Raw genomic sequence first — 24,970 nt, 5'->3', positions numbered from 1 at the left:
TCATGCTCGTCCGCATCGTTCTTGGAGCCGCGCTGGCCTGTTCGGTTTCAGCGCCTGTGTTTGCTGAAACCCTGAACGCGGACGAAGCCCGCAAATTCGTCGCCAACAAGATGTTCGCCTTCACGTGCTTCGACGGCACCAAGGGCGTCGGCAAGATCACGCCCGATGGTGCTGCGGCTGGCGCGGTGCAGTTCAGCGGCGCCGGCGCGACACGCCATATGCGACTGCCGTCCAATACGCTTCAGGTCCGCGGCCAGCAGATCTGCGCTTCGATCAAGGGCATTCCCTTCGAGCCCTGCTTCAACCTGAACAAGACCGACAATGTCAGCTTCCGCGGTTCGGTGTCAGGCATGGGCTTCGCCTATTGCGATTTCCGCAAGCACGGCAATGCGCGCGTGTTCCTCGCGCGTTCGATCTCGCGTCCGCGCTCGCTGCACGCGCCGGGGACTCAATCGGCTGACGCGACTCCGCGCGCGGAAGTGCGCCCGGCTTCGGTTCGCAGCGAGCCGGCGCTTGAGCTGCGCCGCTCCGCCAGCGAGTAAATCAAATTCCGCTCGTCCCCGCGAAGGCGGGGACCCAGGCTTTGAAAGGTGCTGGATTCCCGCTTGCGCGGGAATGAGCGGAGATAATGATTGCACTTCCGCTTAGGTGAATCACGCCGTCGGCTGAGCCGGCGGCGTTGTCGTCTGCCTGAACAGGATGCGCTGATACAGCCATCCGATCGCGACCAGCACCAGACCCAGACCGATGAACGAGAACGCCCGGTAGGCCCCGGTCAGATTCGACATGTCGATCAGGAACACTTTGAGAATGGTGATGGCGATCATCACCGCCGACGCAAGCCGCGCGCGCTGCGACGGCAGCAGCAGGCCAATCCCCAGCAGGATCACGCCGAACACCAGCCACGCCACCGAGTAGGTGTACTGCTCGGCGTCGAAGGTGCGGAAGCTGTTCAGATACGGCCCGTGATAGAGGTGACGGATTTGCAGCGTGATGTAGGCCAGCGCGAGGATAAGCGCGCCGGCCGCGATGGTGTTGGCATAGGCCGCGGCGCGGCGTCCCGCCACGGCGTAGGACAGCAGTAGCGCGAGCACAGCCGGGATCGCGTAGCCAAGGATCAGCGGATTGAAGAACGTTCCCGCGATCTCGATCCGCCAGATCAGCGGGTTCGCGATGAAGAACAGCCCGAACAGGATCGCAAGGCCCGCGAACCATGTCAGCAGCAGCGCCCCGATGTTGTGAATGACGCTGCCTGTCCGGATGCGAAGCCGCTCAAGCCCGATCGCCATTGCCAGCGCGACGCAGACCTGCAGGCCGACCTCGATCAGGCTCGACGACGTGCGATAGATATCGCCGTTGTTGATGTAGTGGCGGATCTGGGTGAAGGCGAGCAGCACCGTGAACAGGATCGCGGCGGCCTCGACACTGCGCAGCGGCGCATCGTCGCCGCGCCGGCGCAGGAAGATGCTGCCGAGCCAGAACGAGGCTGCGGGAATGCCGTAGCCGAGCAGCAGCCAGTTGAAAATTGGCGTGGTGCCGAGATCGTTGCCCGCGATGCGCGGCTCGTAGCCAACCCGCAGCACCACGATGCCAGCGAGAATGGCGGCCAGCGAACGCAGGAACGGGATCGGCCGCTTCATGGAAATCCATGCTGTGCCGAGCGACATCAGGGCGAGCGCGATGGTGAGCCAGCCTTTTTCAAGCGCGAACGTAAACGCCAGCGCCAGCGCGGCGAGCGTGCCGGTGGCGAACAGCGCTGTTGAAATCATCTGGCCGGGACGCACCTCGCGCTTGGTCAAGAGTTCGGTTGCCGCAGCGAATGCACCCGCGACTGCGATGGCGATGATCGCGAACGGAATCGAGCGATCCAGATGCGCGATGCGTGCGTAGAGCGCGACCAGCAACGCCAGCGGTGTGAACACACCGGCCGCCGCCCAGATCACCGGAATGATCGCGCTGATCGAGCGGCCCTGCGCGAGGAAACCCGCCGCGCCGAACGCCACGCCGAAACCCGCCGCCGTGATCAGATGCATGCTGATCGATCCATCGTCGGCGCGTGTGCCGATGCCGGGCAGGGGACCGCCGGGCATCACGGTGAGCTCGGGATTGGCGCGGATCGCCCATTCCGCGAACACCGCGAACACCAGCACGGCGGCAGCACCGATCGCGGCGGTCGCGCTTTCCGCGCGCCAGGCAATGGCGAACGTGGCAGCGACCAGCAGCGCGAACACGATCATCGCCGGGTCAGCGTGATTGTTGGTCAGCACCAGCACCGTGGCACCGAACAGGAACACGCCCAGCGAAATCGACGACACCGGCTCAACGCGGCCCTGATCGGCGGGCGGTCCGAACATGAATCCGGCGACCACCAGCAACGCGGCGAGTGCGAAGCTTGCGATGATATCGAATGCTTGAGGGCCGAACGTATGGGGGCGGGCAATGTCGATCAGCATCCAGAACGCGCCGAACACGATCGTGGTGACGGCCAGCCAGCGCCACAACCGGATGCGCGCCAGGCCGAACGCGGCTGCGGTCACGATGGCGATGTAGATATAGAGCGCCCAGTAGTCCGGCTCGTCGGACGACACCAGCACAGGTGTCACGAACGCACCGACCACGCCGAGCCCTGCAAGCGCGCGGCCGTGCAAAAGTGCAGCCGCAAGCGTGCCAAGCGCGACCGCGCCGAGCAGGACGAATGCGATGGGCGGCGACAGAAAACCGTAGAGCGCGTAGGACGCGTAGACGGTTGCGAACGCCACCGCCGTTCCGGCGGCGGTGAGGATCGCGGGAATGTTGGCCTTCGGCAACTGCTCGAAAGATAACAGGCTCTCCTTGCGGCGCGCGAATTCGCCGACAGCGAGCAGCGCCAGCGCGAACACGCCGCCCAGCAAGACGCGCACCTCGGGGCCGAGCAGGCCGGCTTCGATGGAGTACTTGACGAGAAACACGCCGCCGAGCGCCAGCGTCAGTCCGCCGACCCAGACCACCCAGCGGGTGCCGAGACGTTCTTCGAGGCCGGGTCCAGCCTGTGCAGGTTCAGCCGGTGCTTCGGGAATATCGCCGTCCACCTTCTCGCGATAGCGCGCGCCAGCGGGAGGCAGCGGTGGCGGCGTTGACGGTGCTCTTTCGGCTGTATCGGACGCGGTTGTTTCTGGCACGATGGGCGGCGCAATGGGCGCGCCGGTTGGCAAGGGTGCCCGTAGGATGCTTCCCGGAAGCGATGCTTCAAGCTGCGCCAGCCTCGCGTTGACCTCTTTCGACTCCATGATGGCCTTGCGGGCAATCCCAATCGCGATGACGGCAAGAGCAAGCGCAATAAATTCCATCGTTCCTCCTTGCGCGATCCGTCCCCGCAGCGCGGGCGATCTGGATCGTGCGAAAAATTCAAAGCGGCCTTGTGAGAGGCCTTAATCTAGCGACGGCCACGCACCCGTAATCCCGGTGCGGGCCGCTCCTGCAACACCTCGCGCCGAAAGCGAAACAGCGCCGCCGGACGTCCGCCGGTCTGGGTCGACATCTCGCCGGTGGGTTCGACCAGCGCGCCGGCCTCCACCAGCCGCCGGAAATTCTGCTTGTGCAAATGACGCCCCGAGATCGCCTCAACGGTCCGCTGCAAGTCAGTTAGTGTGAACTCCGGCGGCAGAAGTTCAAACACCACCGGACGATATTTCAGCTTGGCGCGCAGCCGCGCGATGGCGGTGGCCAGAATCCTGCGATGGTCGAAGCGCATCGGTGCGCCGAGCGCAGGCATCGCCTTGCGCGCCAGTGCCGCGGGGCGCTCGTCGCGGCGCGATTCCTCGATCAGCCCGGCCTCATAAAGTAATTCGTAACGGTCGAGCACGCGCTCTTCGTCCCACTGAGCGCCATCGCTACGAAAATCACGGGTGCCGAAACAAAGCCGCACGCGGTCGCCGCGCGCCAGCGCGCGCTCGGTATCCGGCTTTTCCTGCGCCGCCCAGGTCTCCAGCGCGGGAATGATTTCTTTCTCGATGATTGCGGGGCGTGCATCGCGCCAGTCTTCCCACGGAAAGTAGCGGTACCACGGCTTGAAGGTCGCGCCCGCCACCTGCGGCTTCGAGGTGTTGTCCGCCGCGCGCGTCAGCGCGAGATAGCCGACCGAGGCGACATGGGCGTCGGTGTCGCCGCGCTGGGCGTGGCGGCCGCGATCGCCGAATGTGTAAAGCTGTTCGACATAGCCGAGCCGCAGGCCGGTCTGTTCTTCCACCCAAGACCGCAGGCCGATTTCCAGCGTGCGATGCGCCACCGCGTCGAACGGGCCGAACGGCAGGCCTTCCAGCGCTTCGCCGTCGTTGCCTGATGCGGTCAGGATCGACGGTTCGTTGCCGTCGATCGACACGATGGCGGCCGTCAGCCCGATTTCGATTGGGGTGAGAATTTTATCGGTCATGGCAACGACCTGAATAGCAGACATTCTTTCCGTCATGGCCGGGCTTGTCCCGGCCATCCACGTCTTTCACGCTGCGGTGCGGGCCCACAAGGCGTGGATGGCCGGAATAAATCCGGCCATGACGTGCCAAAAAACAACAGCTCCGTCTTACTGGCTGCATGTCCGAGGACGACGGCGTGGAAATCGCTCTCTCATTCGAGGTCGACCCGGAACGGGCGGCCCTCGATGGTCATGTTGCCCGGACCCATCGCATCGAGCGCGCGAACCATGCGCCCGCCGCGTCCCAGCACCTCGTCCGCCAGCGTGACGATCAGGCGGTTGGGATACGCGCTCGGCGACGCGGCGCGGATCTGCCGGGCGATGGATGTCTCGTCGCGATTTGGATTGAGCGCGCAGGCCGCCATGAATGCGCTGGCGGTGGAGCGGCTGATTCCGGCGTAACAGTGAATGACCATGGGTGCTGTGCGATCCCACTTGCGGATGAAGGCCAGCGCCTGTTCGACATGCTCATGCGACGGCGCGACAAAACCCAGCGCGGGCTCGTTGATGTCGTCCATCTGGATGCGCAGGTGATTGGCTTCCAGCACCGACACCGGACGCACCACCTGCGCGACATTGGCCATCACGGTGAGGATGTGTTGCGCGCCGGTGGCTTCGACGGTGGCGGGCAGGGCGGCGAGCGAGCAGACGTGAATCATGGCGATCCTTGTGTTGACCGCCATTATAGGCCCGGGCTTGCGGCTCCGCCATCACCGGATGAGCGGTCGCCTCCGGAACGGGAGGGCAATGTGTCCCGGCAACCGCCAGGACACAGGGACGCCGTCAGGATTTGACCAGTTCGACGCGCCGGTTCTTGGCGCGCCCTTCATCGGTGTCGTTCGTGGTTGCCGGCTTGTCGGGGCCATAGCCTGCGGCGTTCAGCCGCTTGGCATCGATCCCTTGCGCCGCAAGGGCGGAGACAACGCTGCCGGCGCGGCTGCCCGACAGTTTCACGTTGTAGTCGCGGGCCCCGATATTGTCGGTGTGACCGCCGATCTCGAGCTTGAGCGCGGGATTGTCCTTCAGCAGCTTGACGACCTGCTCGATGATGGGTGTGGCGTCGGGCTTGAGCGTTGCCTTGTTGAAATCGAAATTGATGTAGAGGGAGACGCGGCCATCCTTGTCGAGCGCGGTCTTCAGCGCGCTGGCCGTGGGCGGCTGCACGCTGGACTGGAACGGCTTTTCCTCAATCGCGGTGAGTTCGATCAGGCTTTCCTCGGCGTAGACACTGAGCCAGATCGACTGTCCCTTGTCCTCAAGGCGCGCGACAATGAGGTTGGGTTCGGAAAACATGACCTGCCCGCCCGCCGCGAGAAATGTGGCCTTGTAGTTTTCCTGGACTTCAAGAGGGCTCGCGCCCTCCCGCGGATTGGCTGCCCGGTAGGCGACGGAATGCCTCGCGCCTGCGACCTGTACCTCGCGCGTATCGTCGCCGTCCTGAATCTTGAAGGCCACCTTGTCGAAATTGCGCTTCACCGGCGGGTCGGCGACAAATTTCGGCATGCGACCGGCAAGCCGGTAATCTCCGCCCGACGGCGGCAGCAGCGACGGCTTGAACGCGGCCTTGTCGACAACCGTGACCTCGATCAGGCGCTCTTCGTTGTAGACCGCGACCCAGGTTTCCTGCGCGCCCTTCACGATTTTGGCCGTCATGTTCTGCTCGTCAGCAAACAGGATCTGGCCGCCTAGCTTCTTGACCTGCTCGCGGTAGTTGGTCTGGATTTCAAGGTCGCTCATCGCCTGGGCGCCGTCCTTGAGTTGGTAGGTCTGAAAACACTTCTTTCCGGCCACGGAAACGTTTTCGGTTTCCTCGCCGCGCTTCACCTTGAAATCGGATGAGTTGTGATTGTGCAGGGTCGGCTTCGGTTCGCCGATGTAATTCGGAAGGCTTCCGATCGGAGGGCAATCGGCGGCTTTTGCCGCGCCCGTCGTGCTCAACCCCAATACAGCTAAAAGAAAAACAATTTTATCAATCCGCAGGTTCATTCCAGTCTCCATTTTCGGAGCTGGAACCTAGCCTCAAGGATTGTTGCTGAACAAGGCCATGAATCGCGCGAGAAACTGCTTTTCCGCCCGCCCTGCCGACCACGGCGTCACATAGTCCTTTTCGGTGGCGGCCGGCAGCTTCGGATCGCGGCCGAACAGGCGCCGGGCTTCGGCCTGTGCGAAGCCCGCCAAGTGCGTCGCTTCCAGATAGGCCGCGCCCATATCCGCGGCCTTGATCTGCTGTTCGATCTCGGCAGAGAGTACGGCGGGCAATCCGAACCGGATATGGATCGCCGACAGCAGCCGCTTTTCGACGATTTTGTAGGAGCCACCGATCACCGCCTTGAACGGCGAGATCATGTCGCCGATGACGTATTCCGGCGCGTCGTGCAGCATCGCCGCCAGGCGCACGCGGTGATCGACGCGCGGCGTCTGCTGGCGCAGCACGGCTTCGACCAGCAGCGTGTGCTGCGCCACCGAGAAGATATGCGCGCCGTTGGTCTGGCCGTTCCAGCGGGCGACTCGCGCGAGACCATGGGCGATGTCCTCAACCTCGATGTCGAGCGGCGAGGGGTCGAGCAGATCGAGACGGCGGCCCGACAGCATGCGCTGCCAGGCGCGGGTCGATTGCTTGTGCGGTGCTGTTTTCTTGGCGGTCATGCGGGGATAAGAATCGGTTGTTCGTGCGAAGCGTGCGGGACGATTTCATAGCATCAAACCGCGAGCCGGGCATCGCCGAAACGGAACCCTTGGGTGTAGATTGCGTTTGAGTTAGGCCCCATCCCGAGAGATCATTCGCATGGCAGCGACCCCGCAAGATGCGCCCCGCCGCAAGCGGCTATTGAGCTTCAAGACCGCGCTCACGCCGATCTATCTGCTGGCGCTGGTCAATGCGATCGTGTGCTGGACGATTGCTTGGGTGTTCTGGGACCGCTTCGAGTTTTCCGCGACGCTGTTCGGTCTCGGATGTTTCCCGATTGTGGTCGCGGTCTGCGCCTATCTCTATCTGCTGACAAACAAGGTCGAGCGGAAATAGCGCGTCAGCGCCGCTTTGGCTTCTTCATTTTCCCGCACTTCTCATGGCAGTGGCATGTCACGAGATGATCGTTGACCATGCCGGTGGCCTGCATGAAGGCGTAGACAATGGTCGGCCCTACGAACTTGAAGCCGCGGCCGATCAACTCCTTGGACATTTTTGTCGAGAGCGGCGTGGCGGCCGGCACCGAGGCCGTAGTCTTGAAGTTGTTGACCTTGGGCTTGCCGTCAACGAAGTCCCACAGGAACGTCGAGAATCCGGGGCCTTCCTCCATGATCTTCAGATAAGCCTTGGCGCTGTTGACCGTGCCCACGATCTTGGCGCGGTTGCGCACAATCCCGGCATCATTCATCAGCGCTTCCACCTTCTTGTCGCTGTAGCGCGCGATCTTTGCGGGCTCGAAATCGTCGAACGCGTTGCGGAAATTGTCGCGCTTGCGCAGGATCGTGATCCACGACAGCCCGGCCTGAAATCCGTCGAGGATCAGTTTTTCGAACAGCGCGCGGTCGTCGTATTCCGGCACGCCCCATTCGGTGTCGTGATAGGCCATGTAGAGCGGGTCTTCGCCCGGCCACGGGCAGCGCACCAGCCCATCCTCGTGCAGGCGCGCGCTTTTCATGCGGAAGCTTTCTTCGGCGCGGCCTTCACGTCATCAGGCGAAACAAGACTGATCGGGAGGCCGCCCGCGGTCAGCGCCAATCCGGCATCAAGCGCATCGGAGACGCGGTCGGTGCGCAGCAGCGCGAGGCCAACACCGTTGGCGGACGAGCCCATGGTGCCGACCGGCTTGTCGCCCGCATTCACCGGCAGGCCGATTTCCGGCACTGAGCCATCGAGACGCACGCGGATGGTTCGCGTCCGCGCGGTGCCGCGATGCTCCATGCGCGACACGACCTCCTGGCCGACATAGCAGCCCTTGTCGAAATCGACGCCGTGCAGCCGATCCATGTTGGTTTCGTGCGGGAAGGCGTCGCTGTAGATGAAATCGACGCCGCCGCGCGGCACGCCGCAGGCGATACGGTGAGCCTCATAAGCGTCGCTTTCGGTCACCTCCGCGCCGAGCGCGGCCGCCGTTTCATCCACCAGATCGTCCGGTATGAAGATGCGCCAGCCGAGCTGCGGATCGCGCGGGTCTTCGAACGCGAGATCGGGCGTCATCGCGGGCGTACCGCCCCATGCGGCCATCACGCCGAGCTGCGACGACAGGTTCTCGACGGTGACCTTCGCGCGCAGCTTGTAGAAGCCGAGGCGGTCGGTCAGCGCCTGCGCCAGCACCAGCGGACAATCGAACACGAAGCCGCTGCCATGGGCCTCCGGCGCTTCGGTGACGAGAAAGTCCACGATGATCTTGCCCTGCGGCGTCAGCAGCGCGCCGAACCGGCCGATGCCGGGGCGCACCAGTTCCACATTGGTGGTCAGGAGGCCGTCGAGGAATGCCCTCGCATCTTCGCCGCTCACTTTGACGACGCCGCGATCCGGCAGAAACGCTGCTTTCATAAGGTTTTCTCGGGATTCTCAAGTTCTTTGGGAAAATTCGCCCGTCGGTTGTTACACCGCAACGTAAGGCGCTAAGGTGCGGACAACAAGGCCCGCGCGGCCCTGCGCAGACTGCATTGGATGCGCAGAATCACCCCAACACCAGACGAGTTTCGAGCATTGGCCCAGACATTTGATGTGATCCTGAAATCCGGCACCGTGGTCAACCAGGACGGCGAGGGGGTCCGGGATATCGGCATTTCCGGCGGGCGAATCGCGGAAATCGGGTCGCTCGGGGGCGCCAGCGCCGGTGAAGTGATCGACTGCAAGGGACTGCACATCCTGCCCGGCGTGATGGACACGCAGGTGCATTTCCGCGAACCCGGCCTGACGCACAAGGAAGATCTGGAGACCGGATCGCGCAGTGCGGTGCTGGGCGGCGTCACCGCCGTGTTTGAGATGCCGAACACCAATCCGCTGACCGTGACCGAGGAAACCTTCACCGCCAAGGTCAAGGCCGGACATCACCGGATGCATTGCGATTTCGCCTTCTTCATCGGCGGCACCCGCGAGAACGTCAATCATCTGCCCGATCTCGAACGTGCGCCGGGCTGCGCGGGCGTGAAGGTATTCATCGGCTCAAGCACCGGGTCGCTGCTGGTGGAGGACGACGACAGCCTGCGCCGCATTTTCAAGGTGATCCGCCGCCGCGCCGCATTTCATGCCGAGGACGAATACCGTCTCAACGACCGCAAGCATCTGCGCATCGAGGGCGATCCGCGCTCGCATCCGGTCTGGCGCGACGAGGATGCGGCATTGATCGCGACACAGCGCCTCGTGACGCTGGCGCGCGAGACGGGAAAGCGCATCCATGTGCTGCACATCTCGACCAAGCAGGAAATCGAATATCTGCGCGGCCACAAGGACGTCGCCTCGTGCGAGGCGACGCCGCACCACCTCACGCTCGCAGGCCCCGAGGCTTACGAGCGGCTCGGCACCCGCGCGCAGATGAATCCGCCGGTGCGCGACGCCAGCCACCGCGACGGCATCTGGCGCGGCATCGAGCAGGGCATCATCGACGTGCTCGGCTCAGACCATGCGCCGCATACGCTTGAAGAGAAGGACAAGGTCTATCCCGCGTCGCCGTCGGGCATGACCGGCGTTCAGACGCTGGTGCCGATCATGCTCGATCACGTGAACGCCGGAAAGCTGTCGCTGGCGCGCTTTGTCGATCTCACCAGCGCCGGCCCGGCGCGGCTGTTCAACATCGCCTGCAAGGGCCGGATCGCGGCGGGATACGACGCCGACTTCACCGTCGTGGACATGAAGCGCGAGGAAACCATCACCAACAAATGGGTCGCCTCACGCGCGGGCTGGACGCCTTACGATGGCGTGAAGGTCAAGGGCTGGCCGGTCGGCACCTTCGTGCGCGGCAAGCGCGTGATGTGGCAGGGCGAGGTCGCGACACCATCGACCGGAGAGCCGGTGCGGTTTCTGGAAACGCTGAAGGCGTGATCTGACGAGTTGCCAAACAGCGCCCCGGCAGCGATGCCGGGTTTTTTGCTTTAGTGAAATCCATCAGCCTGGATCGCAAGCCGCCTCAGTCGACCTCATCGGTCCAGACCTTGAAGCTGACCAGCGTGTTCGGCCCGAATGTCTGCGTGATCGGAACATCGGATGCATCGCGGCCCTGCGCGATCAGCACGCGGCCGATCCGCGGCACATTGTTGCGTGGATCGAACATCTGCCAGCGGCCGCCGATATAGGCCTCGAACCAGCCGGCAAAATCCCCGACCCACGGTTTCGGCGTGCCGATGTCACTGAGATAGCCCGTGCAGTATCGCGCCGGAATATTCATGCAGCGGCAAAACGCGATCGCAAGATGCGCGTAGTCGCGGCAGACGCCTTTGCCTTCGTGATAGACTTCATGCGCCGTCATGGTCGCCCGCGCGTGTTCGTAGCCAAACTTGATATGGTTATGAACGACATCGCAGATCGCCTGCACGCGCGCCCAGCCCGGCGGCGTCTTCTCGAACAGCTTCCACGCGATATCCGACAGGCGATCCGTTTCGCAGTACCGGCTGCCCAGCAGATAAACCAGCGTATCCGGCGGCAGATCCTCCACCGCATGCTGGACGGCCGAGGTGACAATGACATCCGGCAACCCGCTGTCGCGGACCAGACCATCGGCGAAAAGGCGCATCCTGCCCGGCGGCGCAACCATGCGGCTGCACCAGTTGCCGAACATATCGCGATAGGGGAAAACCGGAACCGAGGGCGTGGTGGTGAGGTAATCGGGGGTAATCACATCCGACGCGCGCGTGAAGTGCGTACCCAGCACCATGATCATCGGCGTGGCTTGCGGAAAATCGTAGATCATTTCGTAGCCGACGCGAATCTTGATACCGGTCACCTGTTTCCAATCATGTATGGGGATATGACCTCGGCAGTATTGCCGCGGCTTTGATGCCGCTACTTGAGCGCGATCACCGGCTCCTGCAGCGAACTTATCGGGATATTGACGTCGCAGACGAGGCCGGTTGGTTCAAAGATCAATCGTGCTTCGCCTTGGAGCTGGCCGGGCAAGGCTTGCTCGATGAAGCGGCTGCCAAAACTTTTTGTTTTTGGTTCAATGACCATGGGACCGCCGCTTTCGCGCCATTCAAGCTTGAAGCGCTCCGCCTCGACATCGACCGACCATGTGATCGAGACGCGGCCTCCGGGCACCGACAGCGCGCCGTATTTCAGCGCGTTGGTGCTGAGTTCATGGATCACCATCGACAATCCGACGGCGGGTCCCGACGACACGGCGATGTTCTCGCCGGTGATCGTGAACTGCGCCAGCCCTTCGGTCTGGAACGCGAGGATGGCGTTTTCGATCAGCGTCCGGCAGCCGGCGCCAGTCCAGCTCTCGCGAATGAGAAGATCGTGGGAAATCCCGAGCGCCGCCAGTCGGCTGGCGATGGTTTTCTCCGCCGCCTCGATGCTGGTTGCGCCGCGCAGGCTTTGCGAAGCGATCGCCGAGGCAATCGCCAGCATGTTCTTGACCCGGTGATGAAGCTCGCCGATCAGCACGGTCTGGAGTTTTGCGGCGACAACATGGGCGTGGGCTTCGACACCTGCCTGAATGAGCAGTTGCCGAAGCTGGTCGTTTTCGTTCTCGACGTCACGCAGCGGCGCGAGATATCTCACAGGACTCATGGATCATCCCTATGTTGCGGCCGCGCCTCACGACTTGCGCTTTGGAGCGGGCGGAGCTGGCGGTCTCAATTCGGCGATCTTGCGAAGAGCCTCTTCATGGGTATCGTGAGGGCCCGTGACGAAAGTGCCGCTCATCTTGGTGGTGTACCATCCAGAAACGACGCCAAGCCGAAGCGCTTCTTCTGCCTTGACGTGTCGCGACGACAGCTCTTTCGTTGTCATATCAAGCATGCATAGTCCTCCCGTTCCCGCCGAACGTCTCGATGAAGTTTCAGGATCAATCGTTCGCGGAAAACAATCGAGATGCAAAACGTAGTCAGCTTTCGCTGTCGAGCCGCGCAAAGTCCTTGAGGACCGAGGCGACGAGATCGCGGTGATGCGAGTCCTGCGCACCCAGCGTCGCGTAATAAAGATTCAGGACATAGCGAGCCTTCGCCGCCGCTTCGGGCCAGGACGACACTGGCGCGTCGAGCAACTCTCTCTCAATCTGAAGTTGCCGCTCGCGCAAGACGGCTGCGTGGGCCTCGGCGTCAGCGAGAATCCGCCGCAGTCCTGTCGCTTTTTGCGCGGCCATGCCGCGACGGGAATCGAGCTCGACCGGATCGTCAGACATTTGATGCCACCGCGTCGTGATGCTGCGCGTCCGCGAGATCGATCGAGCTGATCGCCAGCATTTCCATCGAGTGATGATGCGGCGGTGCGCCGGGCACCATGATCATGGTAGCGATGCGCCGGAAACTCGGAAAGGAAAGACCTTCGATCATTTCCTCGTCGGTGACCACTTCGTAGGCGCCAGCCGGAAGCAGGCGTTCAATACCCTTGATGCGCGCCGGATGTTTGAAGATGACCGTCTCCCGCCGCGTTCTCATGGTCATGAGAGGCGCTGCGCGGTAACGCGATAGTTTGGCATGAATTGACTGTGCGCCTTTGTGGCGGGGATAGCCATCGGTTTATTGCATGCAGATCGCGGCAATTCGCGCGAATAGGGCAGAAGTGACGCTGTTCTCGCGCATTCCTGCAACACTTCGTGATGGGGATACCAATCCCCGCACTCTGAACCTCTCTTATGTTCGGGGCGTCCTGTTCGCGAGGGGCGCTTCTCGAGGGCGCTTTTGAAGCGGAACAGGATGCGGCGCCTGCGCGCGTGTCTCGCACACACGTCGCCCGGGAGGCTGGGGTCACCGTCCGGGCCAACTACGTGGCTCTGCCGTTCGCGGCTGGACGAGGCGAGGATGAAGGCGGCGAAAGCCGGCCGGATCAGGACGTGAAAGCGTCCATCCTCACCCGGAAGTACGGTCCCTTCGCCCAAAATCGCCGCAGTGGAGCGCCGTGAGGCGATGCGCTTTCGGACACATCATCGCCTCGCAAGCGGTGCCGGAAGCGAAACGATACCAAGGTGCGCCTCGCGGCGCTCCATGCCCCTCATCTTTTCAAGGGGCAAGACGAAAGCTCACCTCGCGCGATGCGCGAGGGCGAATGCGCGTGGCTGTTTGAAAATTGAATCGAGGACGAGATGCAAAGCGCAACCAAGCCACACTTACGATGTCGCCCCCGCGCAGGCGGGGACCCATAACCACTAAACATTATGATGACGACGAAAAGAATTGTCCCGCACTCGCGACAACATCGATAGCTCAGGGAGTATGGGTCCCGGCCTTCGCCGGGACGACCGGGGAGGGATCACGCGTGCCGTCTCAACACACGCGATGCGTCATCCTGAGGTGCGAGCGCTTGCGAGCCTCGAAGGATGACACCAACACATGCCGCGCATCCTTCGAGGCTTGCCGCTAACGCGGCTCGCACCTCAGGATGACGGCTCATGATTTACTGCCGGAATTCCACCACCGAGAATTCGCCGCTGCGGATGCGGCCGGCGAGGCCCTCGACGAACTTGGCCACCGCGTCTTCGCCATAGGTGCTGACGAGTTCGGCAAACGCGGCGAACAGGCTCGCTTGCGCCAGGCAATCGCCGTCGACGCCGTCGTGACGCGCTTCCGCCCATGCTTCGTTGAGATAATTCAGCGCAGCCCGCTTCTGATCCTGATCGGGCGAAAGGCCGTGAGCCGTCCAAGGGTAGGAATGCGACATGAAATCAACTTGCCTGTGGAACGCGTCCGGCGGACTGCACGGTTGAAACTGCACAAGGAATAGCATGCAGGGCGCGGCCCGCGAGCCGGTTCTTTAGGAAAGGTTAACGGCGCGAACGCAAGTTATCCCGTTATTTCCTGCATTTTCGCGCCAGCGCCAAAACGTCATCCACCGGAAAATGTCAGTTGGCGTAACGCGCGGTCAGGTCTCGCGAGATTTTCGAGCCTTCTTCGAGATAGCGGCGAATCGCGACGTTCGCGGCCGGGGTGCAGGAGCGGTAGGTCTGCTGGAACCCGTTATAGCCACGGTTGAAGCTCGCGATCATGCGGTTGCGACGCTCGCCGGAGGGCGTCTCGGCATCGACCAGCGCCTGCATCTCGGCGCGCCACTTCTGGCCTTCATTGGTGCCGCAGATTCCGCGCAGGTAATGCAGCGTGCCGAGGATTTCAGCGAGCCTCTGCAGGTCGCCGTCGAACGGCGCAGCCGCGTCCTGCGCCCGGCCCGGAACCGGACCAGCCACTGCCATTAAGAGGAAAATCGCGAAAATCCGCTTCAACATGAAGGCCGCATATGCCCGTTCAACGGGCCGGAAGCAAGGCAAAGGCCTCTATTACAGGCCCATCATGGCGGCGGCGGTCCGGATGGTCTCGTCCAGACCCTGGGTGACCCGCAGGCCGTCCACCGCGGTGGAGGGCGAAAGCCAGCGGGCGTCGTCCAGTTCGTCATTGAGCGCGACCTCGTTGGCGACCCAGCGGGCGGCGAACGGCAGGATGACGAAATGGCCGTGGCCGCCGGTCCGGGCGGGCAGCGCTTCGCGGTAGCCGACGAGGCCCACGATCTCGATCACGAGGCCGGTTTCCTCGCGGATTTCGCGGGTCAGCGCCTCGGTCAGGCTTTCGCCGAATTCCACCCGGCCGCCGGGGAAGGTGTAGACGCCCTTGGCCGGTTCGCGGGCGCGGCGCACCAGCAGGATCTTGCCGTCGCGGAAAATGCCGGCGCTGACGGCGAGACGGGGGCCGGTATGCGAGAGGTGTGCCACGGTCAGCGGTTCATGATCTGGTCGACGTCGTCGGCATCACTGCTGCCGCCGTTGATCATGGCGCCCGCCAGCGTGACCAGCGGCTTGACCCAGCCCGCGGCCTGCTCGGCAAGGATGGTGCGGGTCTCGGTATGCCGGGCCTGGCGCATGGCCGCGCCCACCGAGGTCAGGATCGAGGTCATCGTCGTGGTGATGTTGTCGAACTCGGTACGAAGGGCTGGGTCGCTCGAATCATAGGCGCTGATGGCGAGGTCCCGGGCCTTGAAATTCGAGGCCGCGAAATGCTCGCGATAGCTCATGGGCTTCCAGCCGAGGAAGTCGTCGATGCATTCGGGGATGTCGGGGACCATTTCGAGAAGCATGATCGCCTCGTTGAAATGATTCAGGTAATCGGTCGCCAGCCCGGTGCGGGGATTGATGTTGGCCTCAAGCAGGCGCTGGGCGCGTGCGGCCGCATCGTCGGTGGGGGGCATTTCTTGCAGGGCTGAATTCGACATCGTGGTGGATGTTTGAGCATCTGAAGTTAAAGGTGGCTGAACAAGTTTTACTTATGTGTCATTTTCCACCGCAGATGACGTATTTCGAGTCTTTTTATGTGCGGGCGATACGTAATTGCATCTAGTCCTGAAGCGCTTCGGCGTCTGTTCGGCTATTCCGAGCAGCCCAATTATCCGCCGCGGTATAACGTTGCTCCGACCCAGCCGGTGCCGGTGGTCATGCTCGAAAATGGCATGCGTCATTTTCAGTTGATGCGCTGGGGTTTCCTGCCGTCATGGGTGAAGGACCCCCGCACGTTCGCGCTCGTCATCAATGCGCGTGCCGAAACCGTTCTGGAAAAACCCTCGTTCCGCAACGCCATCAGACGGCGGCGGTGTCTACTTCCGGCGGACGGATATTACGAGTGGCAGGCGACGCCCGCGCGCAAGCGTCCGTTTTTCATTCGCCGCCGCGACGGCGAGCCGGTCGCCTTTGCCGGTGTTGCCGAAACATGGGTGGGGCCGAACGGCGAGGAGGTCGATACCGTCGCCATTGTCACCGCAGCGGCGAGCCCGGAAATGGCCGCGCTGCATGACCGCGTTCCGGTGACGATCGATCCGCCGGACTTCGATCGCTGGCTCGACGGCAGCATGACCGAGGCGGAAGATGCGATGAGCATGCTGGTCGCACCGCCGAGGGGGACGTTCGTCTGGCACGAGGTTTCGACGGCGGTCAATCGCGTGGCCAACGACAGTTCGGATCTCATTTTGCCGTGCAGCGAAGAGGACATCGCCATCGCCGAGGCTGCGAGCCGCAAGCAACCCAAGGAGTCGCAAAGAAAGACCAAGGTCTCTGCGCCCGAGGACAACGGGCAGGGCTCTTTGTTTTAGGAGAGGCTCGTTCTAGGCGCGATGCTGCAATCTCACGGCGTCATCGGGCGGCCATCGAGCCACTTTGCGTAGATGACGCGTTCCTGCTGATCGTAATCGAGCGTCTCGTAAAACGCCTGCACGCGGGTGTTGTCGGCGCGCACGAGCAATTGGAGCTTCTCGATGCTGCGTTCGCGCAACCAGTCTTCGGCTGCCGCCATAATCGCGCGTCCGTATCCCTTTTTGTGCTGATCGGGATTCACGGCGACGTAGTAGACCCAGCCGCGATGACCATCGTGTCCGACCATGACGGTTGCGACAATGGTGTTTCCGTCGCGGCCGACCAGTACTGCCGACGCCGGGCCTTGCCGCGCACGCGCAATATCGGCGGACGGATCATTCCACGGGCGTGTCAGTTCGCAACGCTCCCATAACGCGACAATGGAAGGAATGTCGGCGTCTTCCGCCGCCGCGACCGCCAGATTGGTTTTGGAAGCCGGTGTATCGGTCACAGCACCTTGCCCGGATTCATGATGTTGTGCGGATCGAGCAGGTTCTTGATCGACCGCATGATGTCGAGCGCGACCGGGTCCTTCACGTGCGGAAGCTCATCGCGCTTCAGCACGCCGATGCCGTGCTCGGCGGAAATCGATCCGCCGAGCTTTGCAACGACGGCGTGCACCGCGTCGTTCATGTCGTGCCACCGTGCCAGATACGCTGCTGTGTCTGCGCCGATTGGCTGGCTGACGTTGTAGTGGATGTTGCCGTCGCCGAGGTGACCGAACGCGAACGGACGCGCGCCGGGGATCAGTTTCAGCACCGCCGCATCAGCCTCGCGCAGAAAATCAGGAACAGCGGCGACCGGCACGGAAACGTCGTGCTTGATCGATCCGCCCTCAGGCTTCTGTGCCGGGGAAATCACCTCGCGCAGCTTCCAGAATGCCGCGCGCTGATCGAGATTGGTGGCAATTACAGCATCGTTGACGATGCCGTCTTCCATGCCCTTGGTCAGGATCGCTTCGATGGTGTCGCGGGCGTCGTCGCGCGGCGAGGAGATTTCCATCAGCACATACCATGGATGCTGTCCGGCCAATGGCGCGCGAATGGACGGGCCGTGCTTGACCACGAAATCGATGGCGATCTGCGGGATCAATTCGAAACTGGTCAGGCTTCCCGCCGCGATGTTGCGGGAGATGTCCAGCAGCGTGAGCGCATCGGCGGGGGAGACGATGGCGGCGAATGCGGTTTCGACCGAGTGCGGCTTCGGGAACATCTTCAGCGTCGCCGCAGTGATGAAGCCGAGCGTGCCTTCCGCGCCGATGAAGAGATCGCGCAGATCGTAGCCGGTGTTGTCCTTCTTCAGGCTGGACAGGCCGTGCATGATGCGCCCGTCTGCGAGTACGACTTCAAGCCCAAGTACGAGATCGCGCGCCACGCCGTAGGCCAGCGCGGCGATGCCGCCGGCGTTGGTTGAGAGATTGCCGCCGATGGTGCAACTGCCTTCCGCGCCCAGCGACAGCGGAAACAGCCGGTCTGCATCCGTGGCGCGCTGCTGCGCGTTGGCGAGAATCACGCCGGCCTCGACGGTCATGGCGTTGGATTGAGTGTCGACTGCGCGAATCTTGTCGAGCCGTCGCGTCGAGACCACGACTTCGCCGTTGTGCGGCGTTTGTCCGCCGACCAGCCCGGTGTTGCCGCCCTGCGGCACCAATGCGGTTTTCGTCTCGGTCGCGAGCTTGCAGATTGCCGCAACCTCTGCCGTCGAGCCGGGCCGGAGCACGAGCGGCGAGTGGCCCTGAAACAGGCCGCGTTCCTCGGTGAGGTAGGGGGCAGCTTCGTGCGGATCGGTCACCGCGTATTTATCGCCAACAATCGCCGCGAAGCGGGCCAGCAACTCAGGCGAGAGAACGGACGGCGGTGGCTGCACGATATTCATGTTCTTTTCTTTGCTTCTTGCCGAGAATCCTGACGCGATCAGCTTCGCGGAACGGCGGCGCGTTGCAACCGATCGTTGATGGCTTCGCCGAGGCCGTCATGCGGAACCGGCATTACCGCGATGGCGCGAGAACCGCCCGCGTCGAGTTCGCGAAGATAGCTGAAAAGATTCGCAGCCGCTTCCACCAGATCGCCGGCTTCCGACAAATTCATGACGCTGGCCCGCTCGGAGCCGGGGATGATGTGCGGCCCGAACGCCAGCAGCGCTTCGCCGGGCTCCAGTTGCTGTGCATTGAGCCGAACCGGCGTGCGCGGCGCATAATGCGAGGCCAGCATGCCCGGCGAGAGCGGTTGCGCGTCCGTCGTGCCGGCTTCTTCCGGCATTCGCGCGAGCTTCTCGCCCAACACCCGCTCGATGTCCTCGCGGGGAAGCCCGCCGGGACGCAGCAGCAGGGGCGTTTCAAAACAGCCGACGATGGTGGATTCGACACCGACCGACACCGGTCCGCCGTCCACGATCAGATCGATGCGCCCGGCGAGATCGCCTAAGACGTGCGCCGCCGTCGTGGGCGAGACGTGCCCGGAGATGTTCGCCGATGGCGCAACCACCGGTTTTCCGAAGGCACGCAGAATGTCGCGTGCTGCCGGATGGGCCGGAATGCGCACGGCGATGGTCTCAAGTCCGGCGGTGGCAAGATCCGAAACCGGGCAGCCGGAGGCCTTAGGCAAGACCAGCGTCAGTGGCCCCGGCCAGAATGCTTCCGCGAGTCGGAGGCTTTTGTCGTCGAAACGGGCGATCTGCCGTGCGGCGGTCAAATCGCTGACATGGGCGATCAGGGGATTGAAGGATGGCCGGCCCTTCGCCTCGTAAAGCCGGGCGACCGCGCGGGCGTTGGTGGCGTCGGCGCCGAGGCCGTAGACCGTCTCGGTCGGGAACGCGACAAGTCCGCCGCCCTCGAGGCAGCGCGCGGCGGTGCCCGCTGATCCGTCCGCCGGGATCATTGCCGTATTCAGACCGAGTTTCATCGCATGAGCCGCGCCATGGGTGGCGTTTCTGGAGGGGTTTGCCCCCTTATACAGCTTCTTGCGGTCTGCGAGAGCCGACGCTATACCGGCGCCCATGTCGGAGTGTGGCTCAGCCCGGTAGAGCACTGCGTTCGGGACGCAGGGGTCGCAGGTTCAAATCCTGCCACTCCGACCATAACTCCCCGAAAATCCAGCTATTTTCCCTTTCGCGCCGCCAGGATCCGCTGCCGGTTGTGACGGGACTCGCCTCAGCGGCCGCTGACCCGGGTCCAGTTTTCACCGCCGCAAATCGCGCCGACGCATCCTTCGATGCGCAGAGTTCTTGGCCCCGTCAGCAAAACCTTGCTGTCGTACACCTTGCCGTCATCGCCATTGTAGATGTGGCCCGCCCAGGTGCCGGGACCGCTCGGGACCATGCCGAGAAAAAGCTGCACGCCGATCATGGGACGCGACGCCAGCGTGGGATCTGGATTCTTGTCGTCGGTCTGCGGTCTGCCGGTTGCCGGGTCGATCGCCTCGCGCAGCCAGGCGACCTTGCCACAGAGCGCGCGCCCGCACTGGGTGACCTGGATTCGGGCGTCGCCCTTCTCCGTGAGCCAAAGGCCAAGAGGGGATCCTTCGTCGGCATTGGCGGCGCTCAAACCGCTCAAAAACACCAGCACCAAAATGAGATTCAATTTTGAATTCATGACCAACCTTGTCGTGCTCCAGTCCCCGCGCGAAACCTATACAGGCGGAGTCGTTATTCAACCCACGGAGCGATTCGGGTGAGCGTGTTTTTAATGATTGTCACTTCGCGGTCACCATCGGGCAGCGTTCCGCGCTGACTTGTCGCACAATCATGCGGCACCCTCTGCACTCTCGGCCGCCAACATGTTCAAATTCAAGGCCAGAGGTGAAAGCTGCGGCAAACTGCTCGCAGCCGAGAACCCGGATCGCGTAAAATGCGCCATGGATATTGCTTTCATGGCGGTCTTTGGTCCTTATACACAGGCTTGATTCAGGCATTTTTGACGCTGCCGAGCCGGCCGAGGGGCATGCACGAACTTATTCGCGATATTACCTTTTCGATCCTGTTTGCCTGGGTGCTTGGCCTAGCCGCGCATTTTTTCCGGCAACCTCTGATCCTCGCCTATCTGGTCGGTGGCTTCATCATCGGCCCGTTCGGCATGGGCTGGGTGAAGTCCGAGGAATCGATCCGCACGATTTCCGAGCTTGGCCTGATCTTCATGCTGTTCATGATCGGGCTGGAGATCGATCTGAAAAAGATCATCCGGGCGGGCCGCGTGATCCTGTTCGCCGCCGGCGGGCAATTGATCGGCGCCTGCGTGCTCGGTCTCGCGTTCTTCCTTGCCATCGGTCTGTCGCTGGGGGGCGGCAAGTTCGATGCGCTGTATCTGACGGTTGCCTGCGCTCTCTCGAGCACGGTCATCATCGTCAAGGTTCTCTACGAAAAGCGTGAGCTCGATACGCTGCCGGGGCGCATCACGCTCGGCGTTCTGGTTATTCAGGACATCTTCGCGATCTTGTTCCTTGCGGTTCAGCCGAGCCTCGGTGACCTCCAGATCAGCATCGTCCTGATGTCGATCGGCCGGGTCGGCCTGCTGGTTGCGACGGCGATGATCCTCAGCCGCTTTGTGCTGCCCAGGATATTTCACCAGATCGCGCGGAGCCCGGAACTCGTCATGCTCGGGGCGCTGGCCTGGTGCTTCCTGATCGGTGAAATCGCCGAGCGACTTCATCTGTCGCGGGAGATGGGGTCGCTCGTGGCGGGCGTGTCACTCTCGACATTCCCTTACGCGCTCGACGTCACGGCTAAAGTCACCACGCTGCGGGACTTCTTCATTACGCTGTTTTTCGTGGCCCTCGGCATGACGATCCCGATCCCGAGTTCGTCGACGATCGGGTTGGCTCTCGTTATCGCGGCGTTTACGGTGATCAGCCGGGCGGTGACGACGTTCCTGCCGCTCTACTTCATGAAGCAGGGGCTTCGCGCCAGCCTGTTGCCGGCGTTGAACCTCTCGCAGATCAGCGAATTCTCGCTGGTCGTGATTCAGACCGGCATCCTCGCCGGGCACATCACGCAGGAGACATCCAACGCGGCGTCATTCGCGTTCGTGATCCTCGCAGTTCTGTCGACCTTTGTGATCATGCGCAGCGACCCGATTACCCGATGGGCCATCGGAGCGATGAAGCGAATAGGGTTTCGCGATCTCGACCAGACACAAGCTGCCGATGAGGATCACGAGGGAGGCCACGGCGCAGCCAGACGCATCGTCATTCTCGGCTTTTTTCGTGCGGCGAGCGCGCTGGTCAGCGAGATCGAACGGCAGAACAAATCCCTGCTCGATCAGATCAGCGTGGTCGACTTCAATCCGAATGTGTTTCGCACACTGACCGCGCGCGGCATTCACGTCATCTATGGCGACATCAGCAATATCGACACCTTGCTGCATGCCGGTGTCGGCAACGCCGAGATCATCATTCTCAGCGTGCCGGATTCGCTGCTGAAGGGCGCCAACAACGAAAAGCTGGTCCGCCATGTCCGTTCGATGAATCCGGACGCGAAAATCATATCGACGGCGGATTTGCTGGTCGATGTGGCGGATATTTACGCCGCCGGCGCGGATTATGTGACGGTGACCCGCATCACGGACGCGGAGGAACTTTACAAGGTCATCGACGCTGCGGACCAGGGCCTGCTGCAAGAGAAGCGCGCCGAGATGGACAGCCTTTTGGCCGAACGCCGGGAAGTCCTGCCCTGAGACCGGGCTGTCGGTGCGTGTTTCGCCATGCGAAAGCTTCCCGTTTAAAACTGCGAAATCTGGCTTCTTGCACGCGCTTCAGACCCTTGCTCTGATTTGGCAGGGGCATATCTCTCAATTCATGCAGTCAGACGCCGGCGGATGACGGCCATGTGGACGGGACAGTTGCGCGCGCCCGCGCCCTGCGCCATACGATCAGCACCCTTTTGAGAGCGAGCACGTTATGGCCCATCCAATCCCCGAAGTTCTGAAGGCGTTCGCAGCGGGCGAAATCGTCGTGGTCACCGACGATGACGACCGCGAAGGTGAGGGCGATCTGATCGTCGCCGCCACGCTTTGTACTGCGGAGAAGATGGCCTTCATCATCCGCCACACCTCAGGCATCGTTTGCGCCCCGATCACCGCGGATAACGCTCGCCGCCTGCGGCTCGATCCGATGGTCGCCCATAACGACTCCAACCACACCACTGCCTTCACAGTGTCGATCGACTACAAGCCCGGCATGACCACCGGCATTTCGGCCGAGGAGCGCACCGTCTGTTGCCGCGCGCTGGCCAATCCCAATGCAGGCGCCAGCGACTTCGCGCGCCCCGGTCATATCTTTCCGCTGATCGCGCGCGATGGCGGCGTGCTGCTGCGCGCGGGTCATACCGAAGCCGCGGTCGACCTCTGCAAGCTGTGCGACTTGCCGCCGGTCGGCGTCATCAGCGAACTGATGAACGACGACGGTACGGTGATGAAGGGCGAGCAGGTCGTGAAGTTCGCGGCCCAGCACAACCTCAAGCATGTCACCATCGCTGACATGATCTCGTACCGTCAGGCGCGAGAGAAGCTGATCGAGCGGGTCTCGACCTTCACCGTCGACAGCCCGATCGGTCAACTCGACGGCTATGCCTATCGCTCGCCGTTCGATCCGATCTATCACGTCGCGTTCGTCTACAAGGGCGTCGGCAATGGCCAGAACGTGCTGGCGCGTTTCCACAAGCCGAACATCGTCAAGGATATCTTCTTTGGGTCGGGCCGCGTTCTCGCCGCGCTCGAACATTTCAAGAAAAACGGCAGCGGTGTGCTGGTCTATCTGCGCGACGGCGCCGCCGGCGTGCCGGTAGCGCCGATTCCCGAAGATCACTCGGCGGAAGCGGATCGCCATCGGCAATGGCGCGAAGTCGGCGTCGGCGCGCAAATTCTGCGCGATCTCGGCGTGACATCGATCCGGCATCTCACGTCATCGACGCACGATTACAAAGGCCTCTCGGGATTTGGCATCGAAATCGTCGCCAACGAGCCGTTTGAAGGCTGATCGTCACGCGCGCGCGGAACTGGTTTTGCGCTTGCAACCTGACGCCGACGATTTATCGTGATTTCTCAACAGCAGATGTAAGCTGAAAGGATACTATCATGAGTGCCCGTCCGCAGACCAAGGACAAGCCAGCCAAGGCGACATTCCAGTGGGACGATCCGTTCCTGCTCGACGATCAGTTGACCGAGGACGAGCGGATGATCCGCGACACGGCGCGCGCCTACGCTCAGGACAAGCTGCTGCCGCGGGTGACGCAGGCCTATCTCGAAGAGAAGACCGATCGCGAAATCTTCAACGAGATGGGCGAGCTCGGCCTGATCGGCGTGACGCTGCCGGAAGAATACGGCTGCGCCAACGCAAGCTATGTCGCCTATGGCCTGGTGGCGCGCGAGATCGAGCGGGTCGATTCCGGCTACCGTTCGATGAACAGCGTGCAGTCGTCGCTGGTGATGTATCCGATCTATGCCTACGGCGACGAGAGCCAGCGCAAGAAGTATCTGCCCAAGCTCGCCACCGGCGAGTGGGTCGGCTGCTTCGGCCTGACCGAGCCCGATGCCGGCTCGGATCCCGACGGCATGAAGACCCGCGCCGAGAAGGTCGCCGACGGCTATCGCCTGACCGGCTCGAAGATGTGGATTTCCAACGCGCCGATCGCTGACGTGTTCGTGGTGTGGGCGAAGTCCGCCGCGCACGACAACAAGGTCCGCGGCTTCATTCTCGAGAAGGGCATGAAGGGCCTGTCCGCGCCCAAAATTGGCGGCAAGCTCTCGTTGCGCGCCTCGATCACCGGCGAAATCGTGATGGACGGCGTCGTGGTTCCGGAAAGCGCGCTGCTGCCGAACGTCTCGGGTCTCGCGGGGCCTTTCGGCTGCCTCAACCGCGCCCGCTACGGCATTTCATGGGGCGCGATGGGTGCGGCGGAAGACTGCTTCGCCCGCGCGCGGCAGTACACGCTCGACCGCAAGCAGTTCAACCGTCCGCTGGCCGCGACCCAGCTCGTGCAGAAGAAGCTCGCCGACATGGAAACAGAGATCGCACTCGGCCTGCAGGGTTCGCTGCGGCTCGGCCGCCTGATGGACGACGGCAGGATGGCCCCCGAAATGATTTCGATCATGAAGCGCAACAACTGCGGCAAGGCGCTGGACATCGCGCGCATGGCCCGCGACATGCACGGCGGCAACGGCATCTCCAGCGAATACCACGTGATGCGTCACGCGCAGAACCTGGAGACCGTGAACACCTATGAGGGCACCCACGACGTCCACGCCCTCATTCTCGGCCGCGCCATCACCGGCATTCAGGCGTTTTCTTAAGAACGCCTGATC

The 24,970-nt window shown here is 62.7% G+C and carries 28 protein-coding genes and 1 tRNA gene; 9 read left to right on the top strand and 20 right to left on the bottom strand.

Features of this window, described 5'->3' with window-relative positions:
- The first annotated feature begins 2 nt into the window (after positions 1-2).
- Positions 3-542, top strand: a complete 540-nt coding sequence (locus HNQ36_RS18285) for a hypothetical protein (protein WP_184087320.1) — start codon at positions 3-5, stop codon at positions 540-542.
- Positions 543-653: 111 nt separating this feature from the next.
- On the opposite strand, the gene HNQ36_RS18280 is transcribed toward HNQ36_RS18285, so the two are convergent.
- The 5 genes from HNQ36_RS18280 to HNQ36_RS18260 form a co-directional block, all read right to left on the bottom strand.
- Entirely contained in the window at positions 654-3,326 is a 2,673-nt protein-coding gene (locus HNQ36_RS18280) for a DUF2339 domain-containing protein (RefSeq protein ID WP_184087318.1), read from the bottom strand.
- Between the two features lie 86 nt (positions 3,327-3,412).
- Positions 3,413-4,408 carry an NUDIX hydrolase gene (locus HNQ36_RS18275; RefSeq protein WP_184087316.1) on the bottom strand — a complete coding sequence of 332 codons (996 nt, stop codon included), beginning with the start codon at positions 4,406-4,408 and terminating at the stop codon, positions 3,413-3,415.
- A gap of 191 nt (positions 4,409-4,599) precedes the next feature.
- Positions 4,600-5,106 (bottom strand): tyrosine phosphatase family protein, encoded by a 507-nt coding sequence (locus tag HNQ36_RS18270; protein WP_184087784.1) that lies wholly within the window; start codon positions 5,104-5,106, stop codon positions 4,600-4,602.
- Between the two features lie 124 nt (positions 5,107-5,230).
- The gene (locus tag HNQ36_RS18265) at positions 5,231-6,433 is read right to left on the bottom strand and encodes an OmpA family protein (RefSeq protein ID WP_184087314.1); all 1,203 of its coding nucleotides are present in this window, start codon (positions 6,431-6,433) and stop codon (positions 5,231-5,233) included.
- 33 nt (positions 6,434-6,466) lie between these two features.
- Positions 6,467-7,093 (bottom strand): YfbR-like 5'-deoxynucleotidase, encoded by a 627-nt coding sequence (locus tag HNQ36_RS18260; RefSeq protein WP_184087313.1) that lies wholly within the window; start codon positions 7,091-7,093, stop codon positions 6,467-6,469.
- A 139-nt stretch (positions 7,094-7,232) separates the two neighbouring features.
- Between HNQ36_RS18260 and HNQ36_RS18255 the strand changes: the two genes are divergently transcribed.
- A complete protein-coding gene (locus tag HNQ36_RS18255) occupies positions 7,233-7,469 on the top strand; it encodes a hypothetical protein (RefSeq protein WP_184087311.1) in 237 nt (78 codons plus the stop codon).
- Between the two features lie 4 nt (positions 7,470-7,473).
- Here the strand turns inward: HNQ36_RS18255 and HNQ36_RS18250 are convergent, their stop codons facing one another.
- On the bottom strand, positions 7,474-8,088 hold the full coding sequence (locus HNQ36_RS18250; protein ID WP_184087309.1) for a DNA-3-methyladenine glycosylase I: 615 nt from the start codon (positions 8,086-8,088) through the stop codon (positions 7,474-7,476).
- Positions 8,085-8,966: a CAF17-like 4Fe-4S cluster assembly/insertion protein YgfZ gene (ygfZ, locus tag HNQ36_RS18245; protein WP_184087307.1), complete on the bottom strand. Its 882-nt coding sequence runs from the start codon at positions 8,964-8,966 to the stop codon at positions 8,085-8,087. The genes HNQ36_RS18250 and ygfZ overlap by 4 nt, the downstream gene beginning before the upstream one ends.
- Positions 8,967-9,125: 159 nt before the next feature.
- On the opposite strand from ygfZ, the gene HNQ36_RS18240 reads away from it, so the two are divergent.
- A complete protein-coding gene (locus HNQ36_RS18240) occupies positions 9,126-10,460 on the top strand; it encodes a dihydroorotase (RefSeq protein ID WP_184087305.1) in 1,335 nt (444 codons plus the stop codon).
- Between the two features lie 85 nt (positions 10,461-10,545).
- Here the strand turns inward: HNQ36_RS18240 and HNQ36_RS18235 are convergent, their stop codons facing one another.
- The 9 genes from HNQ36_RS18235 to HNQ36_RS18195 form a co-directional block, all read right to left on the bottom strand.
- On the bottom strand, positions 10,546-11,349 hold the full coding sequence (locus HNQ36_RS18235) for a transglutaminase domain-containing protein (protein ID WP_184087782.1): 804 nt from the start codon (positions 11,347-11,349) through the stop codon (positions 10,546-10,548).
- A 68-nt stretch (positions 11,350-11,417) separates the two neighbouring features.
- The gene (locus tag HNQ36_RS18230; RefSeq protein ID WP_184087303.1) at positions 11,418-12,146 is read right to left on the bottom strand and encodes a sensor histidine kinase; all 729 of its coding nucleotides are present in this window, start codon (positions 12,144-12,146) and stop codon (positions 11,418-11,420) included.
- A 27-nt stretch (positions 12,147-12,173) separates the two neighbouring features.
- On the bottom strand, positions 12,174-12,377 hold the full coding sequence (locus HNQ36_RS18225) for a hypothetical protein (protein WP_184087301.1): 204 nt from the start codon (positions 12,375-12,377) through the stop codon (positions 12,174-12,176).
- Between the two features lie 85 nt (positions 12,378-12,462).
- Positions 12,463-12,759 carry a hypothetical protein gene (locus tag HNQ36_RS18220; protein WP_184087299.1) on the bottom strand — a complete coding sequence of 99 codons (297 nt, stop codon included), beginning with the start codon at positions 12,757-12,759 and terminating at the stop codon, positions 12,463-12,465.
- The gene (locus HNQ36_RS18215; protein ID WP_184087297.1) at positions 12,752-13,021 is read right to left on the bottom strand and encodes a hypothetical protein; all 270 of its coding nucleotides are present in this window, start codon (positions 13,019-13,021) and stop codon (positions 12,752-12,754) included. Before HNQ36_RS18215 ends, HNQ36_RS18220 begins: the two co-directional genes overlap by 8 nt.
- A gap of 949 nt (positions 13,022-13,970) precedes the next feature.
- Complete coding sequence (locus tag HNQ36_RS18210; RefSeq protein ID WP_184087295.1) at positions 13,971-14,234, bottom strand: hypothetical protein; 264 nt, start codon at positions 14,232-14,234, stop codon at positions 13,971-13,973.
- A 181-nt stretch (positions 14,235-14,415) separates the two neighbouring features.
- The gene (locus HNQ36_RS18205) at positions 14,416-14,793 is read right to left on the bottom strand and encodes a TIGR02301 family protein (protein WP_184087293.1); all 378 of its coding nucleotides are present in this window, start codon (positions 14,791-14,793) and stop codon (positions 14,416-14,418) included.
- 51 nt (positions 14,794-14,844) lie between these two features.
- Positions 14,845-15,273, bottom strand: a complete 429-nt coding sequence (locus tag HNQ36_RS18200; RefSeq protein WP_184087291.1) for an NUDIX domain-containing protein — start codon at positions 15,271-15,273, stop codon at positions 14,845-14,847.
- A gap of 2 nt (positions 15,274-15,275) precedes the next feature.
- The gene (locus HNQ36_RS18195; protein WP_246395430.1) at positions 15,276-15,770 is read right to left on the bottom strand and encodes a hypothetical protein; all 495 of its coding nucleotides are present in this window, start codon (positions 15,768-15,770) and stop codon (positions 15,276-15,278) included.
- 96 nt (positions 15,771-15,866) lie between these two features.
- Here HNQ36_RS18195 and HNQ36_RS18190 point away from each other — a divergent pair, with 96 nt between their 5' ends.
- A complete protein-coding gene (locus HNQ36_RS18190) occupies positions 15,867-16,640 on the top strand; it encodes an SOS response-associated peptidase (protein WP_184087289.1) in 774 nt (257 codons plus the stop codon).
- Between the two features lie 32 nt (positions 16,641-16,672).
- On the opposite strand, the gene HNQ36_RS18185 is transcribed toward HNQ36_RS18190, so the two are convergent.
- The 3 genes from HNQ36_RS18185 to HNQ36_RS18175 are packed head-to-tail and all read right to left on the bottom strand — an operon-like array spanning position 16,673 to position 19,580.
- Positions 16,673-17,131: a GNAT family acetyltransferase gene (locus HNQ36_RS18185; protein ID WP_184087287.1), complete on the bottom strand. Its 459-nt coding sequence runs from the start codon at positions 17,129-17,131 to the stop codon at positions 16,673-16,675.
- Positions 17,128-18,555, bottom strand: a complete 1,428-nt coding sequence (locus tag HNQ36_RS18180; protein ID WP_184087285.1) for an FAD-binding oxidoreductase — start codon at positions 18,553-18,555, stop codon at positions 17,128-17,130. The genes HNQ36_RS18185 and HNQ36_RS18180 overlap by 4 nt, the downstream gene beginning before the upstream one ends.
- 38 nt (positions 18,556-18,593) lie before the next feature.
- Complete coding sequence (locus HNQ36_RS18175) at positions 18,594-19,580, bottom strand: L-threonylcarbamoyladenylate synthase (RefSeq protein ID WP_184087283.1); 987 nt, start codon at positions 19,578-19,580, stop codon at positions 18,594-18,596.
- 98 nt (positions 19,581-19,678) lie between these two features.
- Here HNQ36_RS18175 and HNQ36_RS18170 point away from each other — a divergent pair.
- A tRNA-Pro gene (locus HNQ36_RS18170) sits at positions 19,679-19,755 on the top strand.
- Between the two features lie 73 nt (positions 19,756-19,828).
- On the opposite strand, the gene HNQ36_RS18165 is transcribed toward HNQ36_RS18170, so the two are convergent.
- On the bottom strand, positions 19,829-20,269 hold the full coding sequence (locus HNQ36_RS18165) for a DUF2147 domain-containing protein (RefSeq protein ID WP_184087281.1): 441 nt from the start codon (positions 20,267-20,269) through the stop codon (positions 19,829-19,831).
- Between the two features lie 184 nt (positions 20,270-20,453).
- Between HNQ36_RS18165 and HNQ36_RS26480 the strand changes: the two genes are divergently transcribed.
- From HNQ36_RS26480 to HNQ36_RS18150, 4 genes are all read left to right on the top strand, one after another.
- Positions 20,454-20,579 (top strand): hypothetical protein, encoded by a 126-nt coding sequence (locus HNQ36_RS26480; RefSeq protein WP_283814042.1) that lies wholly within the window; start codon positions 20,454-20,456, stop codon positions 20,577-20,579.
- Between the two features lie 38 nt (positions 20,580-20,617).
- Positions 20,618-22,345 (top strand): cation:proton antiporter, encoded by a 1,728-nt coding sequence (locus HNQ36_RS18160; RefSeq protein ID WP_184087279.1) that lies wholly within the window; start codon positions 20,618-20,620, stop codon positions 22,343-22,345.
- A gap of 223 nt (positions 22,346-22,568) precedes the next feature.
- On the top strand, positions 22,569-23,645 hold the full coding sequence (gene ribB / locus HNQ36_RS18155) for a 3,4-dihydroxy-2-butanone-4-phosphate synthase (RefSeq protein ID WP_046829009.1): 1,077 nt from the start codon (positions 22,569-22,571) through the stop codon (positions 23,643-23,645).
- A gap of 98 nt (positions 23,646-23,743) precedes the next feature.
- Positions 23,744-24,958, top strand: a complete 1,215-nt coding sequence (locus HNQ36_RS18150) for an acyl-CoA dehydrogenase (protein WP_184087278.1) — start codon at positions 23,744-23,746, stop codon at positions 24,956-24,958.
- Positions 24,959-24,970 lie beyond the last annotated feature (12 nt).

Source organism: Afipia massiliensis, from assembly GCF_014203115.1.
GTDB lineage: Bacteria > Pseudomonadota > Alphaproteobacteria > Rhizobiales > Xanthobacteraceae > Afipia > Afipia massiliensis.
The sequence above is the reverse complement of the archived record's forward strand: the minus strand, read 5'-3'. Positions and strand labels throughout refer to the sequence as shown.

Bases quoted from the DNA above. Each gene is read 5' to 3' on its own strand.
- HNQ36_RS18285 (WP_184087320.1), top strand. From the start codon at position 3: ATGCTCGTCCGCATCGTTCTTGGAGCCGCGCTGGCCTGTTCGGTTTCA.
- HNQ36_RS18280 (WP_184087318.1), bottom strand. From the start codon at position 3,326: ATGGAATTTATTGCGCTTGCTCTTGCCGTCATCGCGATTGGGATTGCC.
- HNQ36_RS18275 (WP_184087316.1), bottom strand. From the start codon at position 4,408: ATGACCGATAAAATTCTCACCCCAATCGAAATCGGGCTGACGGCCGCC.
- HNQ36_RS18270 (WP_184087784.1), bottom strand. From the start codon at position 5,106: ATGATTCACGTCTGCTCGCTCGCCGCCCTGCCCGCCACCGTCGAAGCC.
- HNQ36_RS18265 (WP_184087314.1), bottom strand. From the start codon at position 6,433: ATGAACCTGCGGATTGATAAAATTGTTTTTCTTTTAGCTGTATTGGGG.
- HNQ36_RS18260 (WP_184087313.1), bottom strand. From the start codon at position 7,093: ATGACCGCCAAGAAAACAGCACCGCACAAGCAATCGACCCGCGCCTGG.
- HNQ36_RS18255 (WP_184087311.1), top strand. From the start codon at position 7,233: ATGGCAGCGACCCCGCAAGATGCGCCCCGCCGCAAGCGGCTATTGAGC.
- HNQ36_RS18250 (WP_184087309.1), bottom strand. From the start codon at position 8,088: ATGAAAAGCGCGCGCCTGCACGAGGATGGGCTGGTGCGCTGCCCGTGG.
- ygfZ (WP_184087307.1), bottom strand. From the start codon at position 8,966: ATGAAAGCAGCGTTTCTGCCGGATCGCGGCGTCGTCAAAGTGAGCGGC.
- HNQ36_RS18230 (WP_184087303.1), bottom strand. From the start codon at position 12,146: ATGAGTCCTGTGAGATATCTCGCGCCGCTGCGTGACGTCGAGAACGAA.
- HNQ36_RS18225 (WP_184087301.1), bottom strand. From the start codon at position 12,377: ATGCTTGATATGACAACGAAAGAGCTGTCGTCGCGACACGTCAAGGCA.
- HNQ36_RS18220 (WP_184087299.1), bottom strand. From the start codon at position 12,759: ATGTCTGACGATCCGGTCGAGCTCGATTCCCGTCGCGGCATGGCCGCG.
- HNQ36_RS18215 (WP_184087297.1), bottom strand. From the start codon at position 13,021: ATGACCATGAGAACGCGGCGGGAGACGGTCATCTTCAAACATCCGGCG.
- HNQ36_RS18210 (WP_184087295.1), bottom strand. From the start codon at position 14,234: ATGTCGCATTCCTACCCTTGGACGGCTCACGGCCTTTCGCCCGATCAG.
- HNQ36_RS18205 (WP_184087293.1), bottom strand. From the start codon at position 14,793: ATGTTGAAGCGGATTTTCGCGATTTTCCTCTTAATGGCAGTGGCTGGT.
- HNQ36_RS18195 (WP_246395430.1), bottom strand. From the start codon at position 15,770: ATGTCGAATTCAGCCCTGCAAGAAATGCCCCCCACCGACGATGCGGCC.
- HNQ36_RS18190 (WP_184087289.1), top strand. From the start codon at position 15,867: ATGTGCGGGCGATACGTAATTGCATCTAGTCCTGAAGCGCTTCGGCGT.
- HNQ36_RS18180 (WP_184087285.1), bottom strand. From the start codon at position 18,555: ATGAATATCGTGCAGCCACCGCCGTCCGTTCTCTCGCCTGAGTTGCTG.
- HNQ36_RS18175 (WP_184087283.1), bottom strand. From the start codon at position 19,580: ATGAAACTCGGTCTGAATACGGCAATGATCCCGGCGGACGGATCAGCG.
- HNQ36_RS18165 (WP_184087281.1), bottom strand. From the start codon at position 20,269: ATGAATTCAAAATTGAATCTCATTTTGGTGCTGGTGTTTTTGAGCGGT.
- HNQ36_RS26480 (WP_283814042.1), top strand. From the start codon at position 20,454: ATGTTCAAATTCAAGGCCAGAGGTGAAAGCTGCGGCAAACTGCTCGCA.
- HNQ36_RS18160 (WP_184087279.1), top strand. From the start codon at position 20,618: ATGCACGAACTTATTCGCGATATTACCTTTTCGATCCTGTTTGCCTGG.
- ribB (WP_046829009.1), top strand. From the start codon at position 22,569: ATGGCCCATCCAATCCCCGAAGTTCTGAAGGCGTTCGCAGCGGGCGAA.
- HNQ36_RS18150 (WP_184087278.1), top strand. From the start codon at position 23,744: ATGAGTGCCCGTCCGCAGACCAAGGACAAGCCAGCCAAGGCGACATTC.